The sequence below is a fragment of the Methyloparacoccus sp. NF-16 genome (assembly GCF_056880625.1).
In genome coordinates this window covers 2,484,385-2,505,400 of the sequence record NZ_CP174130.1, presented here as the reverse complement: position 1 = coordinate 2,505,400, position 21,016 = coordinate 2,484,385, and the positions used below count along the sequence as shown (strand labels likewise).

21 protein-coding genes are annotated in these 21,016 nt (G+C 66.9%); 4 read left to right on the top strand and 17 right to left on the bottom strand.

The genetic code is table 11. The features are described 5' to 3' along the window. Window positions 1-20 precede the first annotated feature (20 nt). From ACH5N8_RS11970 to ACH5N8_RS11960, 3 genes are read left to right on the top strand one after another with little or no spacing between them, the layout of a single operon-like run. The gene (locus ACH5N8_RS11970) at window positions 21-647 is read left to right on the top strand and encodes a TMEM175 family protein (RefSeq protein ID WP_483281470.1); all 627 of its coding nucleotides are present in this window, start codon (window positions 21-23) and stop codon (window positions 645-647) included. Window positions 648-706: 59 nt separating this feature from the next. After that, window positions 707-1,003 carry a hypothetical protein gene (locus ACH5N8_RS11965; RefSeq protein ID WP_483281469.1) on the top strand — a complete coding sequence of 99 codons (297 nt, stop codon included), beginning with the start codon at window positions 707-709 and terminating at the stop codon, window positions 1,001-1,003. Window positions 1,004-1,052: 49 nt separating this feature from the next. Continuing rightward, entirely contained in the window at window positions 1,053-1,349 is a 297-nt protein-coding gene (locus tag ACH5N8_RS11960; RefSeq protein ID WP_483283189.1) for a Fic family protein, read from the top strand. A gap of 94 nt (window positions 1,350-1,443) precedes the next feature. Here ACH5N8_RS11960 and ACH5N8_RS11955 read toward each other — a convergent pair whose 3' ends face one another. The 11 genes from ACH5N8_RS11955 to ACH5N8_RS11905 form a co-directional block, all read right to left on the bottom strand. Further along, on the bottom strand, window positions 1,444-2,922 hold the full coding sequence (locus ACH5N8_RS11955; RefSeq protein ID WP_483281468.1) for a cbb3-type cytochrome c oxidase subunit I: 1,479 nt from the start codon (window positions 2,920-2,922) through the stop codon (window positions 1,444-1,446). Next, window positions 2,919-3,521, bottom strand: coding sequence for a c-type cytochrome (locus ACH5N8_RS11950; RefSeq protein ID WP_483281467.1), 603 nt, complete (start codon window positions 3,519-3,521; stop codon window positions 2,919-2,921). Before ACH5N8_RS11950 ends, ACH5N8_RS11955 begins: the two co-directional genes overlap by 4 nt. Next, complete coding sequence (locus ACH5N8_RS11945) at window positions 3,518-3,859, bottom strand: hypothetical protein (RefSeq protein WP_483281466.1); 342 nt, start codon at window positions 3,857-3,859, stop codon at window positions 3,518-3,520. Before ACH5N8_RS11945 ends, ACH5N8_RS11950 begins: the two co-directional genes overlap by 4 nt. Beyond that, window positions 3,856-4,293: a pyridoxamine 5'-phosphate oxidase family protein gene (locus tag ACH5N8_RS11940; protein ID WP_483281465.1), complete on the bottom strand. Its 438-nt coding sequence runs from the start codon at window positions 4,291-4,293 to the stop codon at window positions 3,856-3,858. Before ACH5N8_RS11940 ends, ACH5N8_RS11945 begins: the two co-directional genes overlap by 4 nt. Before the next feature lie 55 nt (window positions 4,294-4,348). Continuing rightward, window positions 4,349-5,500, bottom strand: a complete 1,152-nt coding sequence (locus ACH5N8_RS11935) for an NnrS family protein (protein WP_483283188.1) — start codon at window positions 5,498-5,500, stop codon at window positions 4,349-4,351. Between the two features lie 75 nt (window positions 5,501-5,575). Then, window positions 5,576-6,016 (bottom strand): CopD family protein, encoded by a 441-nt coding sequence (locus ACH5N8_RS11930; RefSeq protein WP_483281464.1) that lies wholly within the window; start codon window positions 6,014-6,016, stop codon window positions 5,576-5,578. A 105-nt stretch (window positions 6,017-6,121) separates the two neighbouring features. Then, window positions 6,122-7,300: a membrane fusion protein of tripartite multidrug resistance system gene (locus ACH5N8_RS11925; RefSeq protein ID WP_483281463.1), complete on the bottom strand. Its 1,179-nt coding sequence runs from the start codon at window positions 7,298-7,300 to the stop codon at window positions 6,122-6,124. Continuing rightward, entirely contained in the window at window positions 7,297-8,724 is a 1,428-nt protein-coding gene (locus tag ACH5N8_RS11920; RefSeq protein ID WP_483281462.1) for an efflux transporter outer membrane subunit, read from the bottom strand. Before ACH5N8_RS11920 ends, ACH5N8_RS11925 begins: the two co-directional genes overlap by 4 nt. Beyond that, on the bottom strand, window positions 8,721-10,295 hold the full coding sequence (locus ACH5N8_RS11915; RefSeq protein WP_483281461.1) for a DHA2 family efflux MFS transporter permease subunit: 1,575 nt from the start codon (window positions 10,293-10,295) through the stop codon (window positions 8,721-8,723). Before ACH5N8_RS11915 ends, ACH5N8_RS11920 begins: the two co-directional genes overlap by 4 nt. Window positions 10,296-10,310: 15 nt before the next feature. Further along, window positions 10,311-11,291 (bottom strand): 2Fe-2S iron-sulfur cluster-binding protein, encoded by a 981-nt coding sequence (locus ACH5N8_RS11910; protein WP_483281460.1) that lies wholly within the window; start codon window positions 11,289-11,291, stop codon window positions 10,311-10,313. A gap of 27 nt (window positions 11,292-11,318) precedes the next feature. Continuing rightward, window positions 11,319-11,711 carry a group I truncated hemoglobin gene (locus ACH5N8_RS11905; protein ID WP_460026839.1) on the bottom strand — a complete coding sequence of 131 codons (393 nt, stop codon included), beginning with the start codon at window positions 11,709-11,711 and terminating at the stop codon, window positions 11,319-11,321. 410 nt (window positions 11,712-12,121) lie between these two features. On the opposite strand from ACH5N8_RS11905, the gene norR reads away from it, so the two are divergent. Continuing rightward, window positions 12,122-13,684 carry a nitric oxide reductase transcriptional regulator NorR gene (norR, locus tag ACH5N8_RS11900; protein ID WP_460026840.1) on the top strand — a complete coding sequence of 521 codons (1,563 nt, stop codon included), beginning with the start codon at window positions 12,122-12,124 and terminating at the stop codon, window positions 13,682-13,684. Between the two features lie 58 nt (window positions 13,685-13,742). Here the strand turns inward: norR and mtaB are convergent, their stop codons facing one another. From mtaB to grpE, 6 genes are all read right to left on the bottom strand, one after another. Continuing rightward, window positions 13,743-15,035, bottom strand: coding sequence for a tRNA (N(6)-L-threonylcarbamoyladenosine(37)-C(2))-methylthiotransferase MtaB (gene mtaB / locus ACH5N8_RS11895; protein ID WP_483281459.1), 1,293 nt, complete (start codon window positions 15,033-15,035; stop codon window positions 13,743-13,745). 39 nt (window positions 15,036-15,074) lie between these two features. After that, on the bottom strand, window positions 15,075-16,211 hold the full coding sequence (locus tag ACH5N8_RS11890) for a ligand-gated ion channel (protein ID WP_483281458.1): 1,137 nt from the start codon (window positions 16,209-16,211) through the stop codon (window positions 15,075-15,077). A 62-nt stretch (window positions 16,212-16,273) separates the two neighbouring features. Further along, a complete protein-coding gene (dapB, locus tag ACH5N8_RS11885; protein ID WP_483281457.1) occupies window positions 16,274-17,095 on the bottom strand; it encodes a 4-hydroxy-tetrahydrodipicolinate reductase in 822 nt (273 codons plus the stop codon). An 80-nt stretch (window positions 17,096-17,175) separates the two neighbouring features. Then, window positions 17,176-18,306, bottom strand: coding sequence for a molecular chaperone DnaJ (gene dnaJ, locus ACH5N8_RS11880; RefSeq protein ID WP_483281456.1), 1,131 nt, complete (start codon window positions 18,304-18,306; stop codon window positions 17,176-17,178). 99 nt (window positions 18,307-18,405) lie between these two features. Continuing rightward, window positions 18,406-20,337, bottom strand: coding sequence for a molecular chaperone DnaK (gene dnaK / locus ACH5N8_RS11875; protein ID WP_483281455.1), 1,932 nt, complete (start codon window positions 20,335-20,337; stop codon window positions 18,406-18,408). 77 nt (window positions 20,338-20,414) lie between these two features. Beyond that, window positions 20,415-20,987, bottom strand: a complete 573-nt coding sequence (gene grpE / locus ACH5N8_RS11870; RefSeq protein WP_483281454.1) for a nucleotide exchange factor GrpE — start codon at window positions 20,985-20,987, stop codon at window positions 20,415-20,417. Between the last annotated feature and the right edge of the window lie 29 nt (window positions 20,988-21,016).

Genomic DNA, 21,016 nt, shown 5'->3' with positions numbered 1-21,016 from the left:
GGGCACCCCGGCAGTCCGCGATGACGGCGACCACCCTGAAATTCGACAAGGGCCGACTCCAGTCGCTGAGCGATGGCGTGTTCGCCATTGTCATGACGCTCCTGGTGCTGGACCTGATCGAGGACGACGTGCTGAACGCCGTCTCGGCCAGGGAACTGCATGGCGCCTTGCTGGCGCTCTGGCCCAAGGTGATCAGCTACGCGATCAGCTTTGCCGTCGCCGCACGCTATTGGGTGGCCCAGCATGTGATGACCCACTACGTCGCCCATACCGACCTGCGGTTCATCTGGCTGAACATCCTGTTCCTGTTCTGGATCAGCCTGTTGCCCTTTTCGGCCGCGCTGCTGGGTGAGCACCACCGCTATGCCGTGGCGGAAATCGTCTATGGGCTCAACATGTTGCTGATCATCCTGTCGCTCAACGCCTGCTGGGGCTACGCGACCCGGCAGGCCGGCCTCTCGGCCGGCGACAAGGCGCCCGATTTCCTGCGCAAGGTCCGGCGTCGCCGACTGCTGGCCCCGCTGGTCTACGTGCTGGGCATCCTCGCCTCGCCGGTGAACCCGCATCTGACCTACGCGATTTACGTCGGCGTGGCGGTGCTGTCGGTCGTCATGTCCGGCCTCGACAAGCGCAGCCTGCCTCTGTGAGCCGGGTCCGCCGACCATGGCCGGGATTTGGCAGGCTGGTCCTGGCTGCGATGACACTGATGTCGGCCTGCACCAACGGGTATTACCCCGGCGGCGGCTACGGGTACCCCGGGGGTTACGGTTATTCCGGCGGCTACGGATACCCGCCCCGCTATGGCTATCCGGGCGGCTACTACGGTTACAACCCCTACGGCTATTACCCGCCGCGCCCGGTTCATCCGCCGCCAACGCCGCTCACGCCCGAGCAGGCAAGGCTTCAATACCTGTACAAGAACCGCGACAAGATCAAGAAACTGCCGCCTCAGCAGCGCCAGCAGGTCTACCGCCACGCCGAGGAAATGCTGAGGAAGCACTAGGTCCGGCGCTTGGCGGCGTGGGCGTGATGGCCGGCGACCACCGACGAGCATCCTTCATCGAATTCATGCTGCACATGATTCACGAAGCCTTGGAAGCCGGCGCCCCCCAAGCTGCCCCTCAAGTCACCCCCAAGTCGAGCAACTCCTCCGGGCCCTGGTCGGCGAGCTGTCGCGGGACGAACTGATGGCCGCCCTGAACTTGCGCGACCGCAAATCCTTCCGCGAACGCTATCTCGCCCCGGCTCTCGCGGATGGCCTGATTGAAATGACTCGGCCCGCCGCCCCCAACAGCCCCCGACAGCGGTACCGGTTGACGCATAGGGGTAGGCGGTTTGGCGCTGAATAAGAAAGCCCGCCGGCTCCTATCTAACCGACGGGCTTTGTGAGGGCGCACCCACTCAGCGGCGCAAGCCGCCAGACGGGATTTTATGGGTTAGGGCTCAATGCTCCTCGATCGCCAACGCCTTGCGCGTTTCGCCCTTGCCGATGGTGAGGATGTCCCAGGCCAAGAGGCCGGCGCCGGCGAAGGTCATGAGGCCGAACAGCATGCGCCAGTGCATGGCCTGCTGGAACCAGGGGTGGTTCTGGGCGGCGAAGTAGCCGCCCCAGGTGGAGCCTTCCACCGCGCGCTCGATGAAGGACTGCTCGTAGCCCGCGATCAGCAGGGCCACGGTCATGCCGATGACGCCGAAGTTCAACAGGCCCATGGCCCATTTCCACTTCCAGCCGTTGCCGGGCAGGCCGCCGCCCATCCAGACATCGCCGCGCCATTTCTGCACCGCCAGGTAGAAGAAGGCGATGATGATGGTGGCGTAGGCGCCGAAGAAGGCCAGGTGGCCGTGCGAGGCGGACCACTGGGTGCCGTGGGTGTAGAGGTTGATCTGCGGCAGGGTGTGCATGAAGCCCCAGACGCCGGCGCCGAGGAAGTTGCCGAAGGTGTGGGCGATGATCCAGGCCAGGGCCGGATGGTTGGTGCTGCGGAACTTGTGCACGCCGGCGTCATAGACCGAATGCACGACCATCGCCACCAGCGGGATCGGCTCCAGCGCCGAGAAGAAGCCGCCGATGGTCAGCCAGTATTCCGGGGTGCCGATCCAGAAGTAATGATGCCCGAGGCCGAGAATGCCGGAGCCGAACATCAGCGCGACTTCGATATACAGCCAGGTCTGCACGATCTGGCGACGCGCGCCGATCAGGTGCATCAGGCTCCAGGCCATGATGCAGCCGACCAGCACTTCCCAGGTCGCTTCCACCCACAGGTGGATGACCCACCACCACCAGTATTGGTCGACGCTGATGTTGGTCGAGTAGAACATCCCGGCCAGGTACAGGCCGGCCAGCGCCACCAGGTCCAGCGTCAGCACGCCGGAAATGCCCGACCAGCGACCTTTCGAGAAGGTGCCGGCGACGTTGTAGAAGAACACCAGCATCACGGCGACGATGCCGATGTCGGCCCAGCGCGGCGCCTCGATATATTCGCGGCCTTCGTTGATCAGCCAGCGCGTGGTGTCGTTGCCGGGACCGGTCTGCACCAGCAGGTAGACCAGCACGACAATGGTGACTGCGCCGGTGAGCACATAGAAGGCGATAGTCCCCAGCGTGAGGCCGGCGATCTCGGTGCCGCTCTCCTCTTCCAGGAACCAGTAGACCGCGCCGATGAAGCCGTACAGCATCCATACCACCATGGCGTTGATGTGCACCATGCGGTTGACGCTGAAGTCCAGCCACTCGAACAGGAAGCCGGGCAGGATGAACTGGAGTCCGGCCAGGAGGCCGAACAGCAGTTGGGCGATGAAGAGGATCAGCGCCACGGAAAAGTACTTGACGGCGAGCTGCTGTCCGCCATTGAGGTGCGGGCTGTCCAGTTTGGCGAAAGTGTCGGTGATTTTGCCAGGCAATGTGGCGGCGATCTGGCTCATGGCGATTCCTGTGCGGTCAGAGTCTTGAAGTTATGGGGGAAACCGTTGGTGTCGATGGTGGACATCCATTTCAGGAAGGCGACCACGCCCTTGGCCTCCTCGTCGGTGATGCCCAGGTTGGGCATGCGCCGGCCGCTGCCGAAGGTACGGGCATGGTTGGGCGGGTCCTTGAGGAAGGCCAGCATCTGTGTCTCGCGGTTGGCTGCGTCGATCCAGCCCGGGTCCAGCCAGGCCTTGGTCAGGTCGGGCGCGTAATAGGCGCCGTTGCCCAGCAGCGTGTGGCAGCCCATGCAGTTCTTGGCCTGGGTGGTCTTCTTGCCCAGCGCGACCAGTTGTTCGGCCTCCGCCTCGGTCAGCTTCTTGCCGAACAGCGGGGCCTCGCCGCCGATGACCGGTTGGTAGCGGTTCTTCGCCTTGTCGAAACGGTAATCGACCTCGTGATTGATGACGCTGTAGGCCGGCACGCGCTGGCTGCCGGCCGAGACTTTCGACATGGAGTCGAAGGTCAGGAGGATCAGCAGTACGAACGAGCCGCCAGTCACCCAGATGGCGACTTTTTTCCAGAAGGGCTCCGAAGCCCAGAGTGGCGAGGGATTCACGGGGTTTTCTCCTTGAAGGCAATGGAAGCGGGCTCCGGGTGGCCGACCGCATGGGTGTCGGCGCACAGGCGGAAGATGGCGCGCGGCGCGGCGAAGTAACCGGCCAGCATCAGCAGGGCGAGCGTGGACCAGCCGCCGTCGAGGTGGGCGGTGTGCATCAGCGTCAGTACGCAGATCGCTAGGGCGGCATAGGCCAGCAGAGCCCCGCGCAGGAATGCCGGGCGGCGGCGGAGGCGGCCCCAGGCATAGCACAGCGCATAGCAGGCGCCGCTGAGGATGATGCCGGCCGAGACGAAGAACGTGAGCAGGAAATCCTTGAGATCGACCGGCTGGATCATGGCGCGGGTCTCTCCGCCCGCGCCGCGTCGGGTGTCGGCCACAGGCGCTTGCCAGGTTCCGCGCCGGGCAGGCACTGGAATATCTCGCGGATGCGCAGCACCACCAGCGATTTCGCCGGCAGTTCCGGCTTGCCGGCGCGAACCTGCGCTTTCATGCTCTCGTAGTCGTCGCCCTCGGTGTGGATCGTCACCGTGCCCTTGATCTGCACGCAAAGCTTGGGCTCGGCCGACCACACATAGAGGGCGGCCTCGGGGTTCTCGCGCAGGTTGGCCAGCGTCTTGCCGAGATAGTTGTCGGTGATCCACAGCCGGTCGGGGCCGGCGGCGCGGACATATTTCACCGGTACGACGTTGGGTGTGCCCGACCGCGAGGCGGTCGCCAGCGGGAACAGCTCGGCCCGCTGCAGGGCGAGCTGGATGTCGGGAGTCAGCATGGGACAGGTCCTCTCGGGTTGGGCGCAGCGCGCGGAGTGGGGCAGGGGGCGGCGGTCATGGGGCATCCACGCGCGGCGCCAGCAGCACGGGCGTGTAACGCCACAGGAACAGGCCGAAGGCGGCGGTCCAGCAGGCGACCGACGCGGTCATGAGGAAGCCGCCGGCGGCGGCCAGCATGCGCAGCAACGTGCCCAGCGTCAGCAGCCAGAAGGCCAGGGTTACCGCACCGGACGCCTGCAAGGGGCGGCCGGTATGGCCGAGCGCGACGCGGGCGGCGACGCCCAGGATCAGTGTGCCGATGGCGCCATAGGTCAGGGCATGCAGGCCGGCATCGTGCAGCCGGGGCCACCCCAGTGCCGCCAGGCCGAGCAGAAGGAAGCCCACCGCTACCCAGGCGAAGCCCAGGTGGAGTATCCACAGCAGCGGCTCGCGCAGGGTCAGCCAGCCGCGCCAGCGCAGCCCGCGCAGCAGCTGGACCATGCCGGCCACCACGCCCAGCACGCCGGTGAGCGCGGCGGACGGCCACAGCACATGCCCCAGGGCGAAGGCCGCCATGGCCGCTATCGACAGCTGGTCGTGGCGGTCGAAGGCCGGCAGTTGCGGCGCCCGTCCCGGCTGCCGGAGGTTGAGCCAGTTCTGCGTGAAGGCGGGAATGATCCGGCCGCCCACCAGCGAGATCATGCCGAGGATCAGGAACAACCCGGCCCGCAGGCCGGCTTCGGCCAGGCCGAAGTCCTCGCGGCCACGCGCGAAGAAGACGGTTTCGGCGGCCAGGAAGCCCAGCAGCAGCAGCAGGACCTTGTAATTGCGCGTGTTCCTGGAGGCGAACACCTCCCGCGCCATCAGCGCCAGCAGGCAGGCCCAGAACGACAGACTGGCCAGCGCCCACAGCGACCAGCCGGCCGGACCCGGCAGGAAGGCGGACAGGCGCGCCAGCAGCCAGACGGCACCGAGCAGGACCAGCACCGTTCCGGACACCGCCGGCCGCCGGGTCCAGGTGGCGACCGCGGTCAGCAGGAAGCCGGCGATCGCGCCGCCGGCGAAACCGAACAGCATCTCGTGGCCATGGCGGGCCTTGGCCGGCAGCTCGCCGCTCCAGATCAGCAGGCCCTCCAGATGCAGCCACCAGGCGAGACCGATGAGTGCGGCATAGCCGCCAACCAGCAGGAAGAACGGACGGAAGGCATAGCTGAACAGGATCTGCATGGACACGGGCGGTACCCTGGGACGTGGCGGAATCGGGATCGGTGGCATGTCGGGTCGTCGGTTGGCGCTGGCGACTCAGAAACCGCCCGTGCGCAGGCTGACACCGGCCACCACGAACAGGACCGCCAGCACGGTGACCCCGGCGATGTGCCGCGCCAGGGCAGGCAGCCGCGCGGCGCTCAGATCGGGAATCAGCCGCAGGCGGGCATGCAGGGCCAGGATCACGGTCAGCCCCAGCAGGAGCAGTTTGGCGGCGATCGGCGCGGAGGCCGGGTCGGCGGGATCCAGCCAGCGTCCCCAGTCCGGCTGGCGGGCATTGGCCAGCCACAGACCCGACGCCACCTGGATGGCCAGCGCGGGCAGCCCCAGCGGCTCGTAGCGCCGTTCGAAAGCCTGGATGGCCGTCACGTCCCCCTGCCGCAGGGCCTCCGGCAGGATGCGCAGGGCCAGAATCAGGTGGCCGCCGGTCCAGATGCAGGCGGCCAGCAGGTGCGCGAGCAGAATGAGGCTGTACATGAGTCTCTCCTCGGCATGCCCCGATCCGGGGCGCCGGCTAGTGTAACCAATGCGTGGCAGGATGCCAGCCGGCCCGGGCGGGGTGTCGCGACCGGCGCGGGCCATTCATCGGCTGGCCGTGGAGGTCGGTCGCGGCCGGGCGTTGCGGCGGATGATTTCGTCGATCTGCCGTTCGGCCTCCAGTCCCTCGCGGTCGTAGACCGCCGTGCGGTTGGCCGGATGCCGGGCGGTCACGTCGGACGCGAGCAGCGGCCTTTCGCCATCGCCGACCCGGATGCGGGTGATGGTCGACAGCCCCTGCCGCAACGGGTACCGGCGCAGTTCCTCCGGCGCCAGCGCGATGCGGACCGGAACCCGCTCGGTGATATGGATGAAATTGCCCGAGGTGTTTTCCGGCGGCAGCAGCGCGAACAGACTGCCGGTGCCCGGATGGATGCCCTCCACCCGGCCCTGGTAGACATGGCTGTGCCCCGGCATGTCGACGCTGACCTCGGCGGGCTGGCCCGAACGCACGCGGCCGAGGTCGCGCTCCCGGAGGTTGGCCTCGACCCAGACCTCTTCCAGCGGGACGATGGCCAGCAGGGGCGAGCCCTCGTGCACCTCGTCGCCCACCTGGACCTTGCGCTTGGCGACATAGCCGTCGGCAGGCGCGACGATGAGCCGGCGGCTGTACTCCAGAAACGCCTTGCGCAGGTTGGCGGCCGACTTCAGAACGGCGGGATGGCTGGCGATCTCGGTGCCGTCGGTCAGGGCGTGGACGCCCGCCAGCTCGGCCTGGGCCTGCTGGATGCTGGCCTCGGTCTCGCGGATCTGATCCTCGGTGTTCTGCAGCTGCTGCCGGGGGATGGCGTCCTCGGCGGCGGCGCCGCGATAGCGTTCCAGGTCATGCTGCAGCCGCCGCAGCGTTGCCTGCCGGGCCTCGATCGCGTGGCGGTATTTGTCGACATCGCTGTAGAGCGCCGCGATCCGCCGCACCGTGTCGCCCAGCTGGGCCTGGGCCTCTTCCCAGGCGAAGCGCGCGCGTGTGCCGTCCAGCCGGACCAGGGGGTCGCCTGCCTTCACGGACTGGCTGTTCTCGACGTGGACTTCCACTACCGTGCCGGCGGTGCGCGCCGACAGGGTCAGCAGATGGCCGGTCACGTAGGCGTCGTCCGTGCTGACCCAGTGCCGGCGGTAGTCCAGCCAGGCGGCGGCGAATCCCGCCAGCGCCAGCAGCAGCACGCCGCCGAGCAGACGCCGCAACCGGCGGTGGCGCGGGGCCTGGGGGCGGTGGGCGTGGCTCATGTCTTCGCCGCCGCGGGGCTGAGGCCGCCGCCCAGGGCCTCGATGAGGTCGATCAGCGCCGCGTATTTGTCGCCCTGACAGGTTTTCAGGCGGAAGACCTGCAGGTCGCGGACATAGCGCTGCTCGAGTTGCAGCGTGCGGTCCTGCAAGCCCTGTTGCACCAGCACATCGGCCAGTTGCCGGTTGGTCTCCAGGGCGGCCACTGCCTGCCGCTGTGACTGGGTCCGCTGGGTGGCCTCGTCCAGGCGGGCCAGCGCGTCGGCCGTCTGGCGGACGGCACTGACCAGGCCGGCGTTGTAGGTCTCGACGGCGCTGTCGTAGCCGGCCTCACGGGCGGCGAGGTTCGCCTCCAGGCGCCCGCCCTCGAAGATCGGCAGCTCCAGCGTCGGGCCGACGGCGAAGGCCAGGCTGGAGCTGTGGAACAGCGCGTCGATCAGGTTGACGCTGTGCAGGCCGGCAAAGCCGCGGATATTGACATCCGGATAGAAGGCCTTTTCCGCCACCTCGATGGCCTTGGCGGCGGCCTCGGCCCGGCAGCGGGCGGCGATGATGTCGGGACGCCGGGCCACAAGGTGCAGTGGCAGGAGTGTGGGCACCGGTGGCGTATCCGCCACGGGACTGTCTTGCCAGCGGATGCTGTCGCCGAAGGCGGGACCTTGGCCGGCCATCGCGGCCAGCTGGTCGCGCAGCAGCCGGATGTGCAGGGTATTGGCTTGCAGCCGTTGCTCGGCCTCCTGCAATCTCGCTTCCTCGGTCTCCAGGGATTGCCGGGTGGCGAGGCCGTGCTCCAGCCGGACGTGCAGCAGCCGCAGACGTTCGCGCAGGGTCGCGGTCATGGCGATCGCCAGGTCGCGTTGCTCGCTGGCCAGCCGCAGGCGGAAATAGGCCCGGCTCAGCGCCGTGCTGAGCAGCAGGCGCGCCTGCAAGTTCTCGGCTTCCTCCGCCTGCACCAGGCCCAGCGCCTCTTCCAGCGCGGCGCGATCGCGGCCCCAGAGATCAACGTGGTATTGCAGGATCACCGGGTTGATCATGGCCAGGGCGAAGGTGTCGCCGGCCAGCTTCAGCTGCACGCTGTTCATGGAATAGTGCATGGCGTCCACGCTCATGCCGGCCGCCACCTGCGGCAGCAGCGCGGCCGCCCGCATGTCGCCCAGCGCCTGGGCCTCGCGCAGCCGATGCGCCGCCACCTTGAGGTCGGGGCTGCCGGCGATGGAGGTTTCCACCAGCCGGTTCAGCGCCGGGTCACGGAAGTCGCGCCACCAGCTGCTGCGTGGCCAGCGCGAGGGTTGGCCGTTGTCCGGGGTCGGCACCAGCTGGTTCAGCGCCATCAGCCGGGCGCGCGGCGTGTCCTCGTCCGGCAGCCAGGCGCAGCCGCCCAGCGCCAGGAGGCCGGTCAGGAGCATGGCGCGGCGAAACCCGCTCACGGTTCCTCCATCAGGTTCTCGAACGCCACTTCGCGGTTTTCGGCCCGCTGCGAGCGGATCACCGGCCGGGTCGGCTGCGCCAGCCAGACCAGCATGCCCAGTCCCACGAACAGCCAGCCGGCCAGCCAGAAGGCTTCGTCGATGGCGAAGATCGCTGCATGCTGGGTCACCGTCCTGGCCAGCCGCGCCTCTGCCGCCGCCGGGCTGAAGCCCTGCTGGATCAGGCGCTCCAGCGCCGCCGGGGTCTGCGGATCGAGCAGCGTGAGTCGTTCGACGAAGCGGCTCTGATGGAACGGCGTGCGCCGGTACAGCACCACCCCCGCCAGGGTGATGCCGAAGGCGCCCGAGGCCAGTCGCAGCAGGTTGACGAGTTCCATGACCCGCGGCTGCTGTGCCGCCGCGACACCGTGCAGCAGGATGACCGTCAGCGGGGCGAACAGGCTGCCCAGGCAGAGACCTTCCGCCAGCTTGGGCCAGAGGATCTGGTCGAAGCTGGCCGGCTGATCGTAGCGGCTGATCCAGAAATAGGTCAGGGCGAAGCCGAACAGGCTGGCACTGGCCAGCCAGCGCGCGTCCATGCGCGAGGACAGTTGGTGGGCGACGATGCTGGCCGGCTTGGACAGCAGGAGCATCGGCAGGAACACCATGCCCGCCAGCTGCGACGAGTAGCCGAGCAGCAGCTGCAACTGCACGATCAGCAGCGACAACAGGCCCTGGAAGCCGAGGAAGCCCAGCGACAGGGCCAGCAGGGCGATGGCGACATTGCGCGAGCGCAGCACGCGCAGGTCGACGAAGGCATCCGGCTGGCGGAGCAGGTGGAGGATTGCCCAGGGCAGGCAGAATCCGGTGATCAGGGTCAGCACCATGACCTCGTCCGCGTTCAGCCAGTCGAAATCGTTGCCGAGATTGAGCAGGTTCTGGGTACCCATCAGCACACCGCTGACCAGCAGGAAACCCGTCCAGTCCAGACGCGTCGCGGCGGTGGGTGCCGATGGCGGGAGCGAGCCGATGCTGGCCTGGAGCGCCAGCAGGGCGATGGGGATGTTGCTCCAGAACAGCCAGCGCCAGCCGTGTTCGTCCGCCAGCCAGCCGCCCAGGGTGGTGCCGACGGTGAACGGCGTCAGCGCGAACAGGCCCCACAGCGCCAGGCCGAGCGGCTTGTGCCGCTCGCTGACGGTGCCCAGCGCCAGCTTCTGGCTGACCGGCAGCGCGATGCCGCCACTGAGGCCCAGCACGATACGGCAGGCCAGGAATGCGGCCAGTTCCTCCGCCAGCGCGCAACCCAGCGAGGCAAGGGCGAATGCTGCGTAGGCCCCGCTGGCCACCCGGGCATCGCCGTACCGGCGGCTCAGTGCCCCGGCCAGGGGGAAGCCGATGGCCAGGGCGATCATGAAATCCGTCTGTGTCCAGGTGCCGAAGCTCGGCGCCACGCCCAGCGAGCCGGCCACTCGCGGCAGCATGGCGATATAGGCGCCGGCATTGAACAGGACCGCGACATGGCCCAGGCTGAGCGCCGTGTGGGTCAGCCAGCCCTGCCATTTTGCCGTCGGGACAGCCCTGGCCGTACTCATGCCCCGCCTCCACCTTCAGAGGGAGGTCGTGACGTTGACCGTGAAGGCGTCGGCGTAGATGTCCTGGATGGCGGCACCGGCCAGGAAGGCCTGCATCTGCGCCTGCTGAACCATGGCCGGATGTCCGCAGAGATAGACCCGCCAGTTCTTCAGCTCGGGCACTTCGCGCAGCGCGACCTCGTGCACGCGCCCGGCCGCATGGTGGGGCGGCACCACCGCTCCCGACAGGCAGGGGACATAGTCGAAATTGGTGTACTCGCGGGTGAGTTCGCGCAGTGGATCGGCCAGATAGAGGCCATCCGGATCGCGGCTGCCGTGGAACAGCCGGATGGGGCCGGTATGTCCCTGCTCCAGGGCGTCGCGCAGGATGCCGTACAGCGGCGCGAGGCCGGAGCCGGTACCGATCAGCAGGATCGGCTGCTCGGGCTGGCCCGGTACGTAAAAGCACTCGCCGGCCGGCCCGCGTATGTCGACGGTATGGCCGACCCGCAAGTGCTCGTGCACCCAGCCACTGACATGGCCGCCCGGCAGATGGCGGACATGCAGGTGCAGGTGATCGTCCGCCGCCGGCACGCTGGCCAGCGAGTAACTGCGCGCCAGATGCTCGTCGCGCAGCAGGTGAATGAACTGACCCGGCCGGTAGTCCAGCGGCTCATGCGGCCGCAGGGCCACCAGCAGGATGTCCTTGGTGAGGGGGTGCAGGCTCTCGACGGTGGCCGGTATGGCCGACTCCTGCTGCGAGGGCAGGGCGACGCACAATTCCTCCTCCGGCCGGCAGATGCAGGCCAGGAAGTACTGCTGCATCCGCAGGGTATCCTTCAGTCCCTGCTGGGCGGCTTCCGGCGGCTGGCCGTCGAGCGCCTTCATCATGCAGGTCTGGCAGACCCCGTTGCGGCAGGAGAAAGGGATCGGCGCGCCATGCTGCAGCAGGCAGTCCAGCACGGATTGCTCCGGCTCCAGTGTATAGCGCTCCGTTTCGAAGCGTATGGCAACCATGAGAGGCTCCTGCGCGCTCGCGTGTTCTTAGCGGCCCAGCACGTCGCTCCGGGTGCTCTCGGCGATGGTGAGCACTTCCTCGACCAGGTTTTCCGGGACATTCAGCTCCCGCAGGGTGCCGCCCAGGTGCTCCATCACCACATCGAAATGATGGTCGTTGAGGCCCATCTGGACCAGACGGGCGTGGCCGCGGCGCATGTCCTGGCCGGTGTAGTTGTGCGGACCGCCGAAGGCCATGGTCAGGAAAGCCTTCTGCTTGGCAGCCTGCTGGGCCATGTCGACGCCAAAGAAGAAATTGTTGATGCGGGCGTCGCTGATCACCTTGCGGTAGAAGATGTCCACGGCGGCGTTGACCGCGGGTTCGCCGCCGAGCTTGTCGTACAGGGTGGCGTTCTTGGTGTTCTGGGTGGCGTCGGTCATGAAGGTCTCCTTGCTTGAATATTGTTTTTCGTCACCGGCGGGAATGCCGGCGGCGTGCGGCGCCGTTTCGCTGGGGCGGCGGCCCGCGCCTGGGGAATAGCAAGTCGTGGGCCAGTCTGTCGGACAACCACCCTGGTGCGTCGCCAGGGCCGCCGCATGTGGCTACAACTGATTGAAAAACAAGCAGAAAATTTGATGTGGTGGGCATCGGACATGGTCGTCGGGCGGGGCGGCAAGCGGCTGGCTTGCAACCCTGGCAGGGGCCCGTGCGTGTCATAATGACAATGCCCGTTCCGGCCTGCCCGGGGCACACCTGTCGATTTATCTCAAACTGCTGAAATGAAAAAGCTTTTCCTGATTTGTTGGCCAGTGCAAGCGGTACGTGTCGGATCAACATCGGTGGTGTCGGAATGACATCGATGTCCCTGGCCGACCCGCCTGTCACCCGCCAGGCCGATATCGACGAGGCCATTCGCGCCGCCGTCCTCAACCTGACCGCGAACCTGTCGATGAAGGACCGGCTGGAGCGGTTTCTGGAGATCTTTGCCAGCGTGACCGGTAACGAGGCCTGTGCCTTGCTGCGCTACAAGGACGGGGTGCTGGTGCCGGTGGCGGCACGCGGGTTGTCCCCGGAGGTGCTGGGACTCACCTTCCGTCCCGGGGAACACCCCCGCTTCGCCGCCATCGTCGCGTCGCGCGACCCGGTGCGGTTTGCCGCCGACGATCCGCGGCCGGACCCTTACGATGGCCTGATCGCCAAGGATGCCAGCGGCACGCTGGCGGTCCATGCCTGCCTGGGTTGCAGCCTGTACAACGAGAACACCCTGTTCGGCGTGCTGTCCGCCGATGCTCTGCGGGCTGGGGCGTTCGAACGGATCGACGACCACGTATTCCAGGTCTTCGCCGCCATCGCCACGGTGGCGCTGCGCTACGAGACCTATATCACCACCCTGGAGACCCTGGCGCGTCACCGTGGCCAGGTGACGACCGAGCTGGTCAACGAGGCGCTGGAGCGCAGCCGGCCGCTGTTGGGCAGGAGCCCGGTCATGCAGGCACTGAATCGCGAGATCGGCGTGGTCGCGCGCTCCGACCTGACCGTGTTGCTGACCGGGGAAACCGGCGCCGGCAAGGAGGTGCTGGCGCGCATCCTGCACTCCCGTTCCAAGCGGGCCGCCCAGCCGCTGGTCTATGTCAACTGCGCCGCCCTGCCGGAATCCCTGGCCGAGAGCGAGCTGTTCGGTCATGTGAAGGGCGCCTTCACCGGCGCCGGCAGCGACCGGGCCGGCAAGTTCGAGCTTGCCGACGGCGGCACCCTGTTCCTGGACGAGGTGGGCGAGCTGCCGTTGTCGATCCAGGCGAAACTGTTGCGGGCCGTGCAGTTCGGCGAAATCCAGCGCATCGGTTCGGATCGTTCCCACCATGTCGACGTGCGCATGATTGCCGCCACCAACCGTGAGCTGCCGGCGGAGGTCCGCGACGGCCGTTTCCGGGCCGATCTCTACCACCGGCTCAGTGTCTATCCGGTGCGGGTGCCGCCCCTGCGCGAACGCCCGGAGGACATTCCCATCCTGGCCGGCCACTTCCTCGAACAGTCGCGCACGCGCCTGGGACTGGCCCGCTTGTCGCTGTCCCGCGCCACCATCCAGGTGCTCTGCCACTATGGCTGGCCCGGCAATGTGCGCGAACTGGAACATGTGATGCTGCGGGCCGCCCTGCGGGCGGCCGACAAGCAGGGCGACAGCGTCGTCATCGAACCCCAGCATCTGGAAGGGCTGGGCACCGAGCCGGCGGTGCCGGACGTGGGAGGGGCAGGGTTGGACGCCTCGATGGCGGAGGCCGTGGCGGCCTTTCAGCGGGAGCTGATCGAGACGGCACTGGCTCGCGCGCGCGGCAACTGGGCCGAAGCCGCGCGCCTGCTGAAGCTGGATCGCGGCAACCTGCACCGCCTCGCCAAGCGCCTGGGCGTCAAGTGACCGGTCGGATGCCAGCGCAGGGACAGGCGTCCCGGTTTGACGGGGGAGCGGCGGGAGATCAGGCGAGCTCGCCCAGCAGGTAGCCGCCGTCCGCCACCCAGCCCAGCAGTCTCGCATCGGCCAGGGTGTAGCTCAGGCGCGAATCCTGCTCGTGGTGCAGCGGCATGCCGACTTTCAGGAAGTTCGGCGTATAGCCGAAGATCCAGCGCTGGCCGTCGTCCAGCGTGCGGACACCCTCCCACAGGATCGGCAGGGTCTGCCCGACATGGCTTTCGGCGAAGCGCCGTTTCTGGATCTCGGCCAGATCGTGCAGGGCACGGCTGCGGGATCTCTTGACATCGCCGGGAACGGTGCCTGCCAGGCTCGCGGCCGCGGTTCCCATGCGTGGCGAGAAGCTGAAGATGTGCAGGTGGCCGAAGCCGACACGCTCGACGAAGGACAGAGTTTCGCGCCACTCGGCCTCGGTCTCGCCGGGGAAGCCGACGATCAGATCGGTGGTGAGATTGATGGCCGGCACGCTGCCGCGCAGCCGGTCTGCCAGCCGGGCGAATTCGTCGGTCCGGCAGCGGCGGGCCATGCGCTTGAGCACCGTGTCCGAGCCGCTTTGCAGCGGCAGGTGCAGGTGCGGCATCAGGCGCGGGTGCTCGAAGAGGCGGATGAAGCGCTCGGGAATGTCCCAGGGTTCGAGCGAGCCCAGCCGCAGCCGGGGAATGTCGGTGTCCCGGAGCACGGCCTCGACCAGCTCGCCCAGGCTGGCGCCAGTGTCGCTGCCGTAGCCGCCGAGATGCACGCCCGTCAGCACCGCCTCGCCTATGCCTTCGGCATGCAGGCGGTTGATCTCCTCGACGACCTCGGCGATGGGGCGGCTGCGCTCCTCGCCGCGCGCCACGGTGACGATGCAGTAGGTGCAGCGGTAGCGGCATCCGTCCTGGACCTTGATAAAGGCCCGGTGGCGTCCGAGCCGGAACAGGGCGGTGGCGCCCGGTTTGGTCGACAGCGCCGGCATGAGCGGCAGTGCCAGGCGTTCGCGGGCGATCTCGACCAGCCGGTGCTTGTCGGCATTGGTTACCACCAGGTCGATGCCCAGCGACTCGGCTTCCTGTGGCTTCAGGGAGGCGTAGCAGCCGCTCATGATCAGTTTGGCGGCGGGATTCTCGCGGGCCGTCCGGCGCAGCAGGTGGCGGGACTTGCGCACCGCATCCTGGGTGACGGCGCAGGAGTTGAGCACTACCAGATCGGCTTCCCCCGGGGTGTCCACCAGCCGGTGGCCATCCGCCTGGAACTGCTGTGCCCAGGTTTCCAGCTCCGCCTCGTTGAGGCGGCAGCCGAGTGTCTTGAGATGTACGCGCATGGGGTCAGCGTTCCTGATGCAGGCGGGGAGGCATGGCCGTCACTCCCACAGCATGGCAAACCACTGGATCGCCAGCAGCAGGGTGAAGCCCACGCACAGACCGACCTGGACGCGTCGGTCGATGCGATCGATGTGCCGGACCGTGGCGCTCTGCCAGACGGCGTCCGTCTGGTGCAGCCGGTTGGATGCCCACAGGAACAGCCCGAACAGCAGCAGATTGACGACGTAGCAGGCGTTGTAGACCATGTCCAGGTACGTCGCGTAGGGCAGATCGGGCAGTTTCTCCCGGTAGCCCTGCTGCAGGAAGACCAGGGTCAGCAAGGCCGTCGGCGGGATTCCCAGCCGGACCTCCCACAGGGCGGGAGAGAGCATCGGCGACAGCAGCACCAGCGCCATGACCACCACCAGCGGCAGGAACAGCTTGAGCAGGGCGGCGTTGACTGATTGCTGGTAGACGGTGGCGAACATCACCTGCGGGACTGGCGCGGGCAGCAGGCTATGGTCCGGGTTCAGTCCGAAGCGGGAGCCGTATTCGTGCTGATGGCGTTGCACGTCGAAGCCGATGGTCCTGTAGCCTATGAGATCGCTGTAAAGACCGACTCCCGAGTCTTCCCGGTCGGGCACCAGGGCCAGCGGCAGGTGCCCGGCGCGTGTCAGGTTTTCGGATAGTTCCAGCACCACCGGCAGGCGGATGCGCTGGAACGGAAAGCGGCGGAAGTCGAGTTCGGCGACATAGAACTGCCCGGAGAATTGCAGGCTCTGATGGTAACGGCCATCCGCCAGGCGAATCGGAGCGGGGTAGACCGGTTCCAGCCTGGAATCCCAGCTATCGATCAGGTTGACCCAGTTCAGCCACTTTTCCGGCGGCAGGTTCTCGTTCGCCAGCACGGTCTGAACCCTTTCCGGCCAGTTCAGCCAGATGCGCCCGACGGCATTGAAGGTTTTGTCGTCCACCGAGAACAGGTAGTTGTTTTCGATATAGACGCCGACTTCCAGCGTCTCCGCATCGGCGGGCGGCGCAGAGGGGGCCGGCAGCAGGCGATCGCGATGGCCGGCCTCGCCGGGTTCCAGCAGGCCAGCGCGCATCAGGCTGACCACCAGTGCCGAGACGCCCAGGAACAGGCCCAGCGCGAACAGTATGGCCCGGTCCGGATTCGGCAACGGCAGGCGTCTCATGGGTTCAGGCCGGGATGGCCGGGCAGCGCTCCCCGGCGGCTGACATTTCTGCCCGCACGGGTCTATCGCCTCTGGCCGGCTGCCTTCAGGTCCAGCACGTCCTGCATGTCGTAGAGCCCCGCCGGCCGGTCCGCCAGCCAGGCCGCCGCCCGCATGGCGCCCCTGGCGAAGGTCAGGCGGCTGGAGGCGTTGTGGGTGATTTCCACCCGCTCGCCCTCGTCGGCGAACATGACGGTGTGTTCGCCGACGATATCGCCGGCCCGGATCACGGAGAAGCCGATGCTCCCCGGCGCGCGCTCGCCGGTGTGGCCCTCGCGGCTCCAGACGGCGCACGATTTCAGGTCGCGGCCCAGCGCAGCGGCCACCACCTCGCCCATGCGCAGCGCGGTGCCGGAGGGCGCATCCACCTTGTGGCGATGATGGGCCTCGATGATCTCGATGTCGGTGGTGTCGCCCATCACCTGCGCGGCGATTTCCAGCAGTTTGAGGCAGAGATTGACCCCTACGCTCATGTTGGGTGCGAGCACGATGGGGATGTCCTGCGCCGCCCGTTCGATCACCGTGCGCTGTTCCTCGCTGAAGCCGGTGGTGCCGATGACCATGCGCTTGCCCCAGGTCCGGCAGTGTTCAAGGGCCGCTAGCGAGGGCTCGGGGCGGGTGAAGTCGATCAGCGTGTCGAAGGCGTCGTGCCGGTCGGCAAGGCTGTCGGCCACGCGGACGCCGCAGGCCGGGAGTCCCGCCAGAGCGCCGGCATCGCTGCCGATGGCGGTGCTGCCGGGCCGTTCCAGGGCTGCCGCCAGGGTCAGTCCATCGGCCTGCTGACAGGCATTGATGAGGGCATGGCCCATGCGGCCAGCGGCGCCGTGAATGGCGACTCGAATCATGTGGATCTCCCCGGTGTCGGTGGTATGGACAAAAAAGCGGGCGCCCGTGGCGCCCGCCGAAAGGTCTGACGATGCGGCGTTCAGAGCCCGATTTTATCGAAAAACTGCTTGACCCCATCCAGCCAGCCGTGAGTTTGCGGGCTGTGCTTGCTGCCGCCGCCACTCAGGGATTCGTCGAGCTGGCGGATCAGTTCGATCTGTTCCTTGTTGAGGTGGACCGGGGTCTCGATACGTACCCGGCACATGAGATCGCCGACCGGGCCGCCGCGAACCGGTTTCACACCCTTGCCGCTGAGGCGGAACAAGCGGCCGGTCTGGGTTTCCGGCGGGATCTTGAGCGCTACCTTGCCGGACAGGGTCGGCACCTCGACCTCGCCGCCGAGGCAGGCGTTGGCGAAGCTGATGGGCACCTCGCAATAGAGGTTGGCGCCGTCACGGGTGAAGATGGGGTGGTCCTTGACGTGCACCTGCACGTACAGGTCGCCGGCTTGTCCGCCCGCCTCGCCGGCCTCGCCCTCGCTGGACAGGCGGATGCGGTCGCCGGTATCGACGCCGGGCGGGATCTTGACCGACAGGGTCTTGGTATCCTGCGTGCGGCCCTGGCCATGACAGCTGCGGCAGGGATCCTTGATCTGCTTGCCCGAGCCGCGACAGGTGGGACAGGTCTGCTGGACCGAGAAGAAGCCCTGCTGCATGCGCACCGCGCCATGGCCATGGCAGGTTGGGCAGGTGACGACCGCGGAGCCCTTGCTGGCACCGTTGCCGTTGCAGCTCTTGCAGCTGACCAGGGTCGGAATCTGGATCTTGACCTCAGTGCCGGCCACGGCATCTTCCAGGGAGATTTCCAGGTTGTAGCGCAGGTCGGAACCCCGCTGGGCACCGCCGCGGCTGCGCGAGCCGCCGCCACCGAAGATGTCGCCGAACACATCGCCGAAGATGTCGCTGAAATTCGCGCCCCCGAAACCGGCGCCGCCGCCCATGCTGGGATCCACGCCGGCATGGCCGAACTGGTCATAGGCCGAGCGCTTTTTCGGATCGGAGAGCACGTCATGCGCTTCCTTGATCTTCTTGAACTGCTCCTCGGCCTGCGGATTGTCGCGGTTGCGATCCGGGTGGTACTTCATCGCCAGGCGGCGGAAGCTTTTCTTGATCTCGTCATCGCTCGCATTGCGGGATACGCCGAGCAGTTGGTAGTAGTCTTCTTTCGCCATAACGCAAAATGCCGCGTCACGCGGACGCGGCTTGGGTGAAGGTGAGTCGGAGGGGCGGCGGACTTCGGTCTGCCGCCCCGGGTTCGCCGCGCGGAACGATTACTTCTTGTCGTCCTTGACTTCCTCGAACTCGGCGTCGACAACGTCCTCATCGCCGGCCTTGCCCGCAGACTGTTCCTGGGCGCCGGCCGTCGCACCTGCCGCGCCGCCGGCATTCTGCGAGTAGAGCCGCTCGGCCAGCTTGCCGGATACCTCGGTGAGGTGCTGGGTCTTGCGGTCGATGGCCTCCTTGTCGTCGCCCTTCATGGCCTCCTTGAGTTCGTTGATGGCGGTCTCGAGGGCGCTCTTCTCACCCGCTTCGGCCTTGTCGCCCAGCTCGTCCAGGGTCTTCTGCGCGGCATGGATCAGCGAGTCGGCGTGGTTGCGCGCCTGGACCAGCTCGTGCAGTTTCTTGTCCTCCTCGGCATGCAGCTCGGCGTCCTGCACCATGCGCCGGATTTCCTCCTCGGACAGGCCGCTGGAGGCGGTGATGCGGATCGACTGTTCCTTGCCGGTGGCCTTGTCCTTGGCGGATACATGCAGGATGCCGTTGGCGTCGATGTCGAAGGTGACCTCGATCTGCGGCATGCCGCGCGGCGCCGGCGGGATGTCGGCCAAGTCGAAGCGGCCCAGCGACTTGTTGTCCCGCGCCATTTCGCGCTCGCCCTGGAGGACGTGGATGGTGACCGCCGTCTGGTTGTCATCGGCGGTCGAGAATACCTGACTGGTCTTGGTCGGGATGGTGGTGTTCTTCTCGATCAGCTTGGTCATCACGCCGCCCAGGGTCTCGATGCCCAGCGACAGCGGGGTGACGTCGAGCAGCAGCACGTCCTTGACCTGACCGCCGAGTACGCCGCCCTGAATCGCGGCGCCCAGCGCCACGGCTTCATCCGGGTTGACGTCCTTGCGCGGTTCTTTGCCGAAGATCTGGGTCACCATTTCCTGAACCTTGGGCATGCGGGTCTGGCCGCCGACCAGGATGACCTCGTCGATCTGGCTGGCCTTGAGGCCGGAGTCCTTCAGGGCGGTCTCGCAGGGGCCGCGGGTCTTCAGCACCAGATCCTCGACCAGCGACTCCAGCTTGGCGCGGGTCAGCTTCAGGTTGAGGTGCTTCGGGCCGCTGGCGTCCGCGGTCACATACGGCAGGTTGATGTCGGTCTGCTGGCTGGAGGACAGTTCGATCTTGGCCTTCTCGGCAGCCTCCTTGAGGCGCTGCAGGGCCAGCGCATCGTTGTGCAGGTCGATGCCGTTGTCCTTTTTGAATTCGTCGCAGATCCAGTCGATGATGCGCAGGTCGAAGTCCTCGCCACCCAGATGGGTGTCGCCATTGGTCGACAGCACCTCGAACTGGTGCTCGCCGTCGACTTCGGCGATTTCGATGATGGAGACATCGAAGGTGCCACCGCCGAGGTCATAGACCGCGACCTTCATGTCGCCCTTCTTGCGGTCGAGACCGAAGGCCATGGCCGCCGCGGTCGGCTCGTTGATGATGCGCTTGACTTCCAGGCCGGCGATGCGGCCGGCGTCCTTGGTGGCCTGGCGCTGCGAGTCGTTGAAGTAGGCCGGCACGGTGATGACGGCTTCCTTGATCTCCTCGCCCAGGAAGGCCTCGGCATCCTTTTTCAGCTTCATCAGCACCCGGGCGGACACTTCCGGCGGCGCCATCTTCTTGCCGTTGACCTCGATCCAGGCATCACCGTTGTCCGCCTCGACGAGGCTGTAGGGGACCAGATGGATGTCACGCTGCACGACATCGTCCTTGAAGCGGCGGCCAATCAGGCGCTTGACCGCGAACAGGGTGTTCTTCGGATTGGTGATGGCCTGGCGCTTGGCCGACTGGCCGACCAGCACCTCGTTGTCGGGGGTGAAGGCTACGATGGAAGGCGTGGTGCGTGCGCCCTCGGAATTCTCGATGACACGCGGCTTGCCGCCTTCGAGGATGGCGACGCAGGAATTGGTGGTGCCCAGGTCGATACCGATGATTTTTGACATTTATTTCTCCGGGTAATGCGTGAATTCAGAATGGATCGCCGATGCTGAAGGCTGATGTGGGGCGTGGCGCGCCGTTTTCAAGCGCCGCCCTGGATGGCCTGCGAGACGACGACCATGGCAGGGCGCAGCAGGCGGCCATGCAGCAGGTAGCCCTTCTGGTAAACCTTGATGACGGTATTGGGCTCGGCTTCGTCGGTGGGTTGCATGGCCATGGCCTGGTGCAGTTCGGGATTGAATTTCTCGCCCTCGGGATTCACCGGCGATAGCTGGAATTTCTCGAACGTGGCAAGCAGCTGCCTGAGGGTCAATTCCATGCCCTCGCGCAACTTGGCGACTTCGGGGGTGTCGCTGGTCTCGACGCTGAGGCCCAGTTCCAGGCTGTCGGCAACGGACAAGAGCTCGCGGGCGAACTTTTCCAGCCCGAACTTGCGGGCATCCTGCACATCCTTGTCGGCGCGACGCTTGAGGTTCTCCAGCTCGGCCTGGGTTCTGACGAACTTGTCCCAGTTTTCCTCGGCCTGCCGGGCCAGCTGGTTGAGCTGCTCGGTCAAGTCCCGAGGCGCATCCTGTTCGGTGGGCGCTTCGGTCCCGGTTGCGGTCGTGTTGGGCGTTTCCTGCTGGTCTTCGGGCAAAACGTCGTCCGGGCTCATGTGAACGGGCTCCATCGTGTGAAATTGGG

What these genes read in the sequence shown, in the direction of transcription:
- ACH5N8_RS11970 (WP_483281470.1), top strand. Translation starts at nt 21, where the DNA reads ATGACGGCGACCACCCTGAAATTCGACAAGGGCCGACTCCAGTCGCTG.
- ACH5N8_RS11965 (WP_483281469.1), top strand. Translation starts at nt 707, where the DNA reads ATGTCGGCCTGCACCAACGGGTATTACCCCGGCGGCGGCTACGGGTAC.
- ACH5N8_RS11955 (WP_483281468.1), bottom strand. Translation starts at nt 2,922, where the DNA reads ATGAGCCAGATCGCCGCCACATTGCCTGGCAAAATCACCGACACTTTC.
- ACH5N8_RS11945 (WP_483281466.1), bottom strand. Translation starts at nt 3,859, where the DNA reads ATGATCCAGCCGGTCGATCTCAAGGATTTCCTGCTCACGTTCTTCGTC.
- ACH5N8_RS11940 (WP_483281465.1), bottom strand. Translation starts at nt 4,293, where the DNA reads ATGCTGACTCCCGACATCCAGCTCGCCCTGCAGCGGGCCGAGCTGTTC.
- ACH5N8_RS11935 (WP_483283188.1), bottom strand. Translation starts at nt 5,500, where the DNA reads ATGCAGATCCTGTTCAGCTATGCCTTCCGTCCGTTCTTCCTGCTGGTT.
- ACH5N8_RS11930 (WP_483281464.1), bottom strand. Translation starts at nt 6,016, where the DNA reads ATGTACAGCCTCATTCTGCTCGCGCACCTGCTGGCCGCCTGCATCTGG.
- ACH5N8_RS11925 (WP_483281463.1), bottom strand. Translation starts at nt 7,300, where the DNA reads ATGAGCCACGCCCACCGCCCCCAGGCCCCGCGCCACCGCCGGTTGCGG.
- ACH5N8_RS11915 (WP_483281461.1), bottom strand. Translation starts at nt 10,295, where the DNA reads ATGAGTACGGCCAGGGCTGTCCCGACGGCAAAATGGCAGGGCTGGCTG.
- ACH5N8_RS11910 (WP_483281460.1), bottom strand. Translation starts at nt 11,291, where the DNA reads ATGGTTGCCATACGCTTCGAAACGGAGCGCTATACACTGGAGCCGGAG.
- ACH5N8_RS11905 (WP_460026839.1), bottom strand. Translation starts at nt 11,711, where the DNA reads ATGACCGACGCCACCCAGAACACCAAGAACGCCACCCTGTACGACAAG.
- norR (WP_460026840.1), top strand. Translation starts at nt 12,122, where the DNA reads ATGACATCGATGTCCCTGGCCGACCCGCCTGTCACCCGCCAGGCCGAT.
- mtaB (WP_483281459.1), bottom strand. Translation starts at nt 15,035, where the DNA reads ATGCGCGTACATCTCAAGACACTCGGCTGCCGCCTCAACGAGGCGGAG.
- ACH5N8_RS11890 (WP_483281458.1), bottom strand. Translation starts at nt 16,211, where the DNA reads ATGAGACGCCTGCCGTTGCCGAATCCGGACCGGGCCATACTGTTCGCG.
- dapB (WP_483281457.1), bottom strand. Translation starts at nt 17,095, where the DNA reads ATGATTCGAGTCGCCATTCACGGCGCCGCTGGCCGCATGGGCCATGCC.
- dnaJ (WP_483281456.1), bottom strand. Translation starts at nt 18,306, where the DNA reads ATGGCGAAAGAAGACTACTACCAACTGCTCGGCGTATCCCGCAATGCG.
- dnaK (WP_483281455.1), bottom strand. Translation starts at nt 20,337, where the DNA reads ATGTCAAAAATCATCGGTATCGACCTGGGCACCACCAATTCCTGCGTC.
- grpE (WP_483281454.1), bottom strand. Translation starts at nt 20,987, where the DNA reads ATGAGCCCGGACGACGTTTTGCCCGAAGACCAGCAGGAAACGCCCAAC.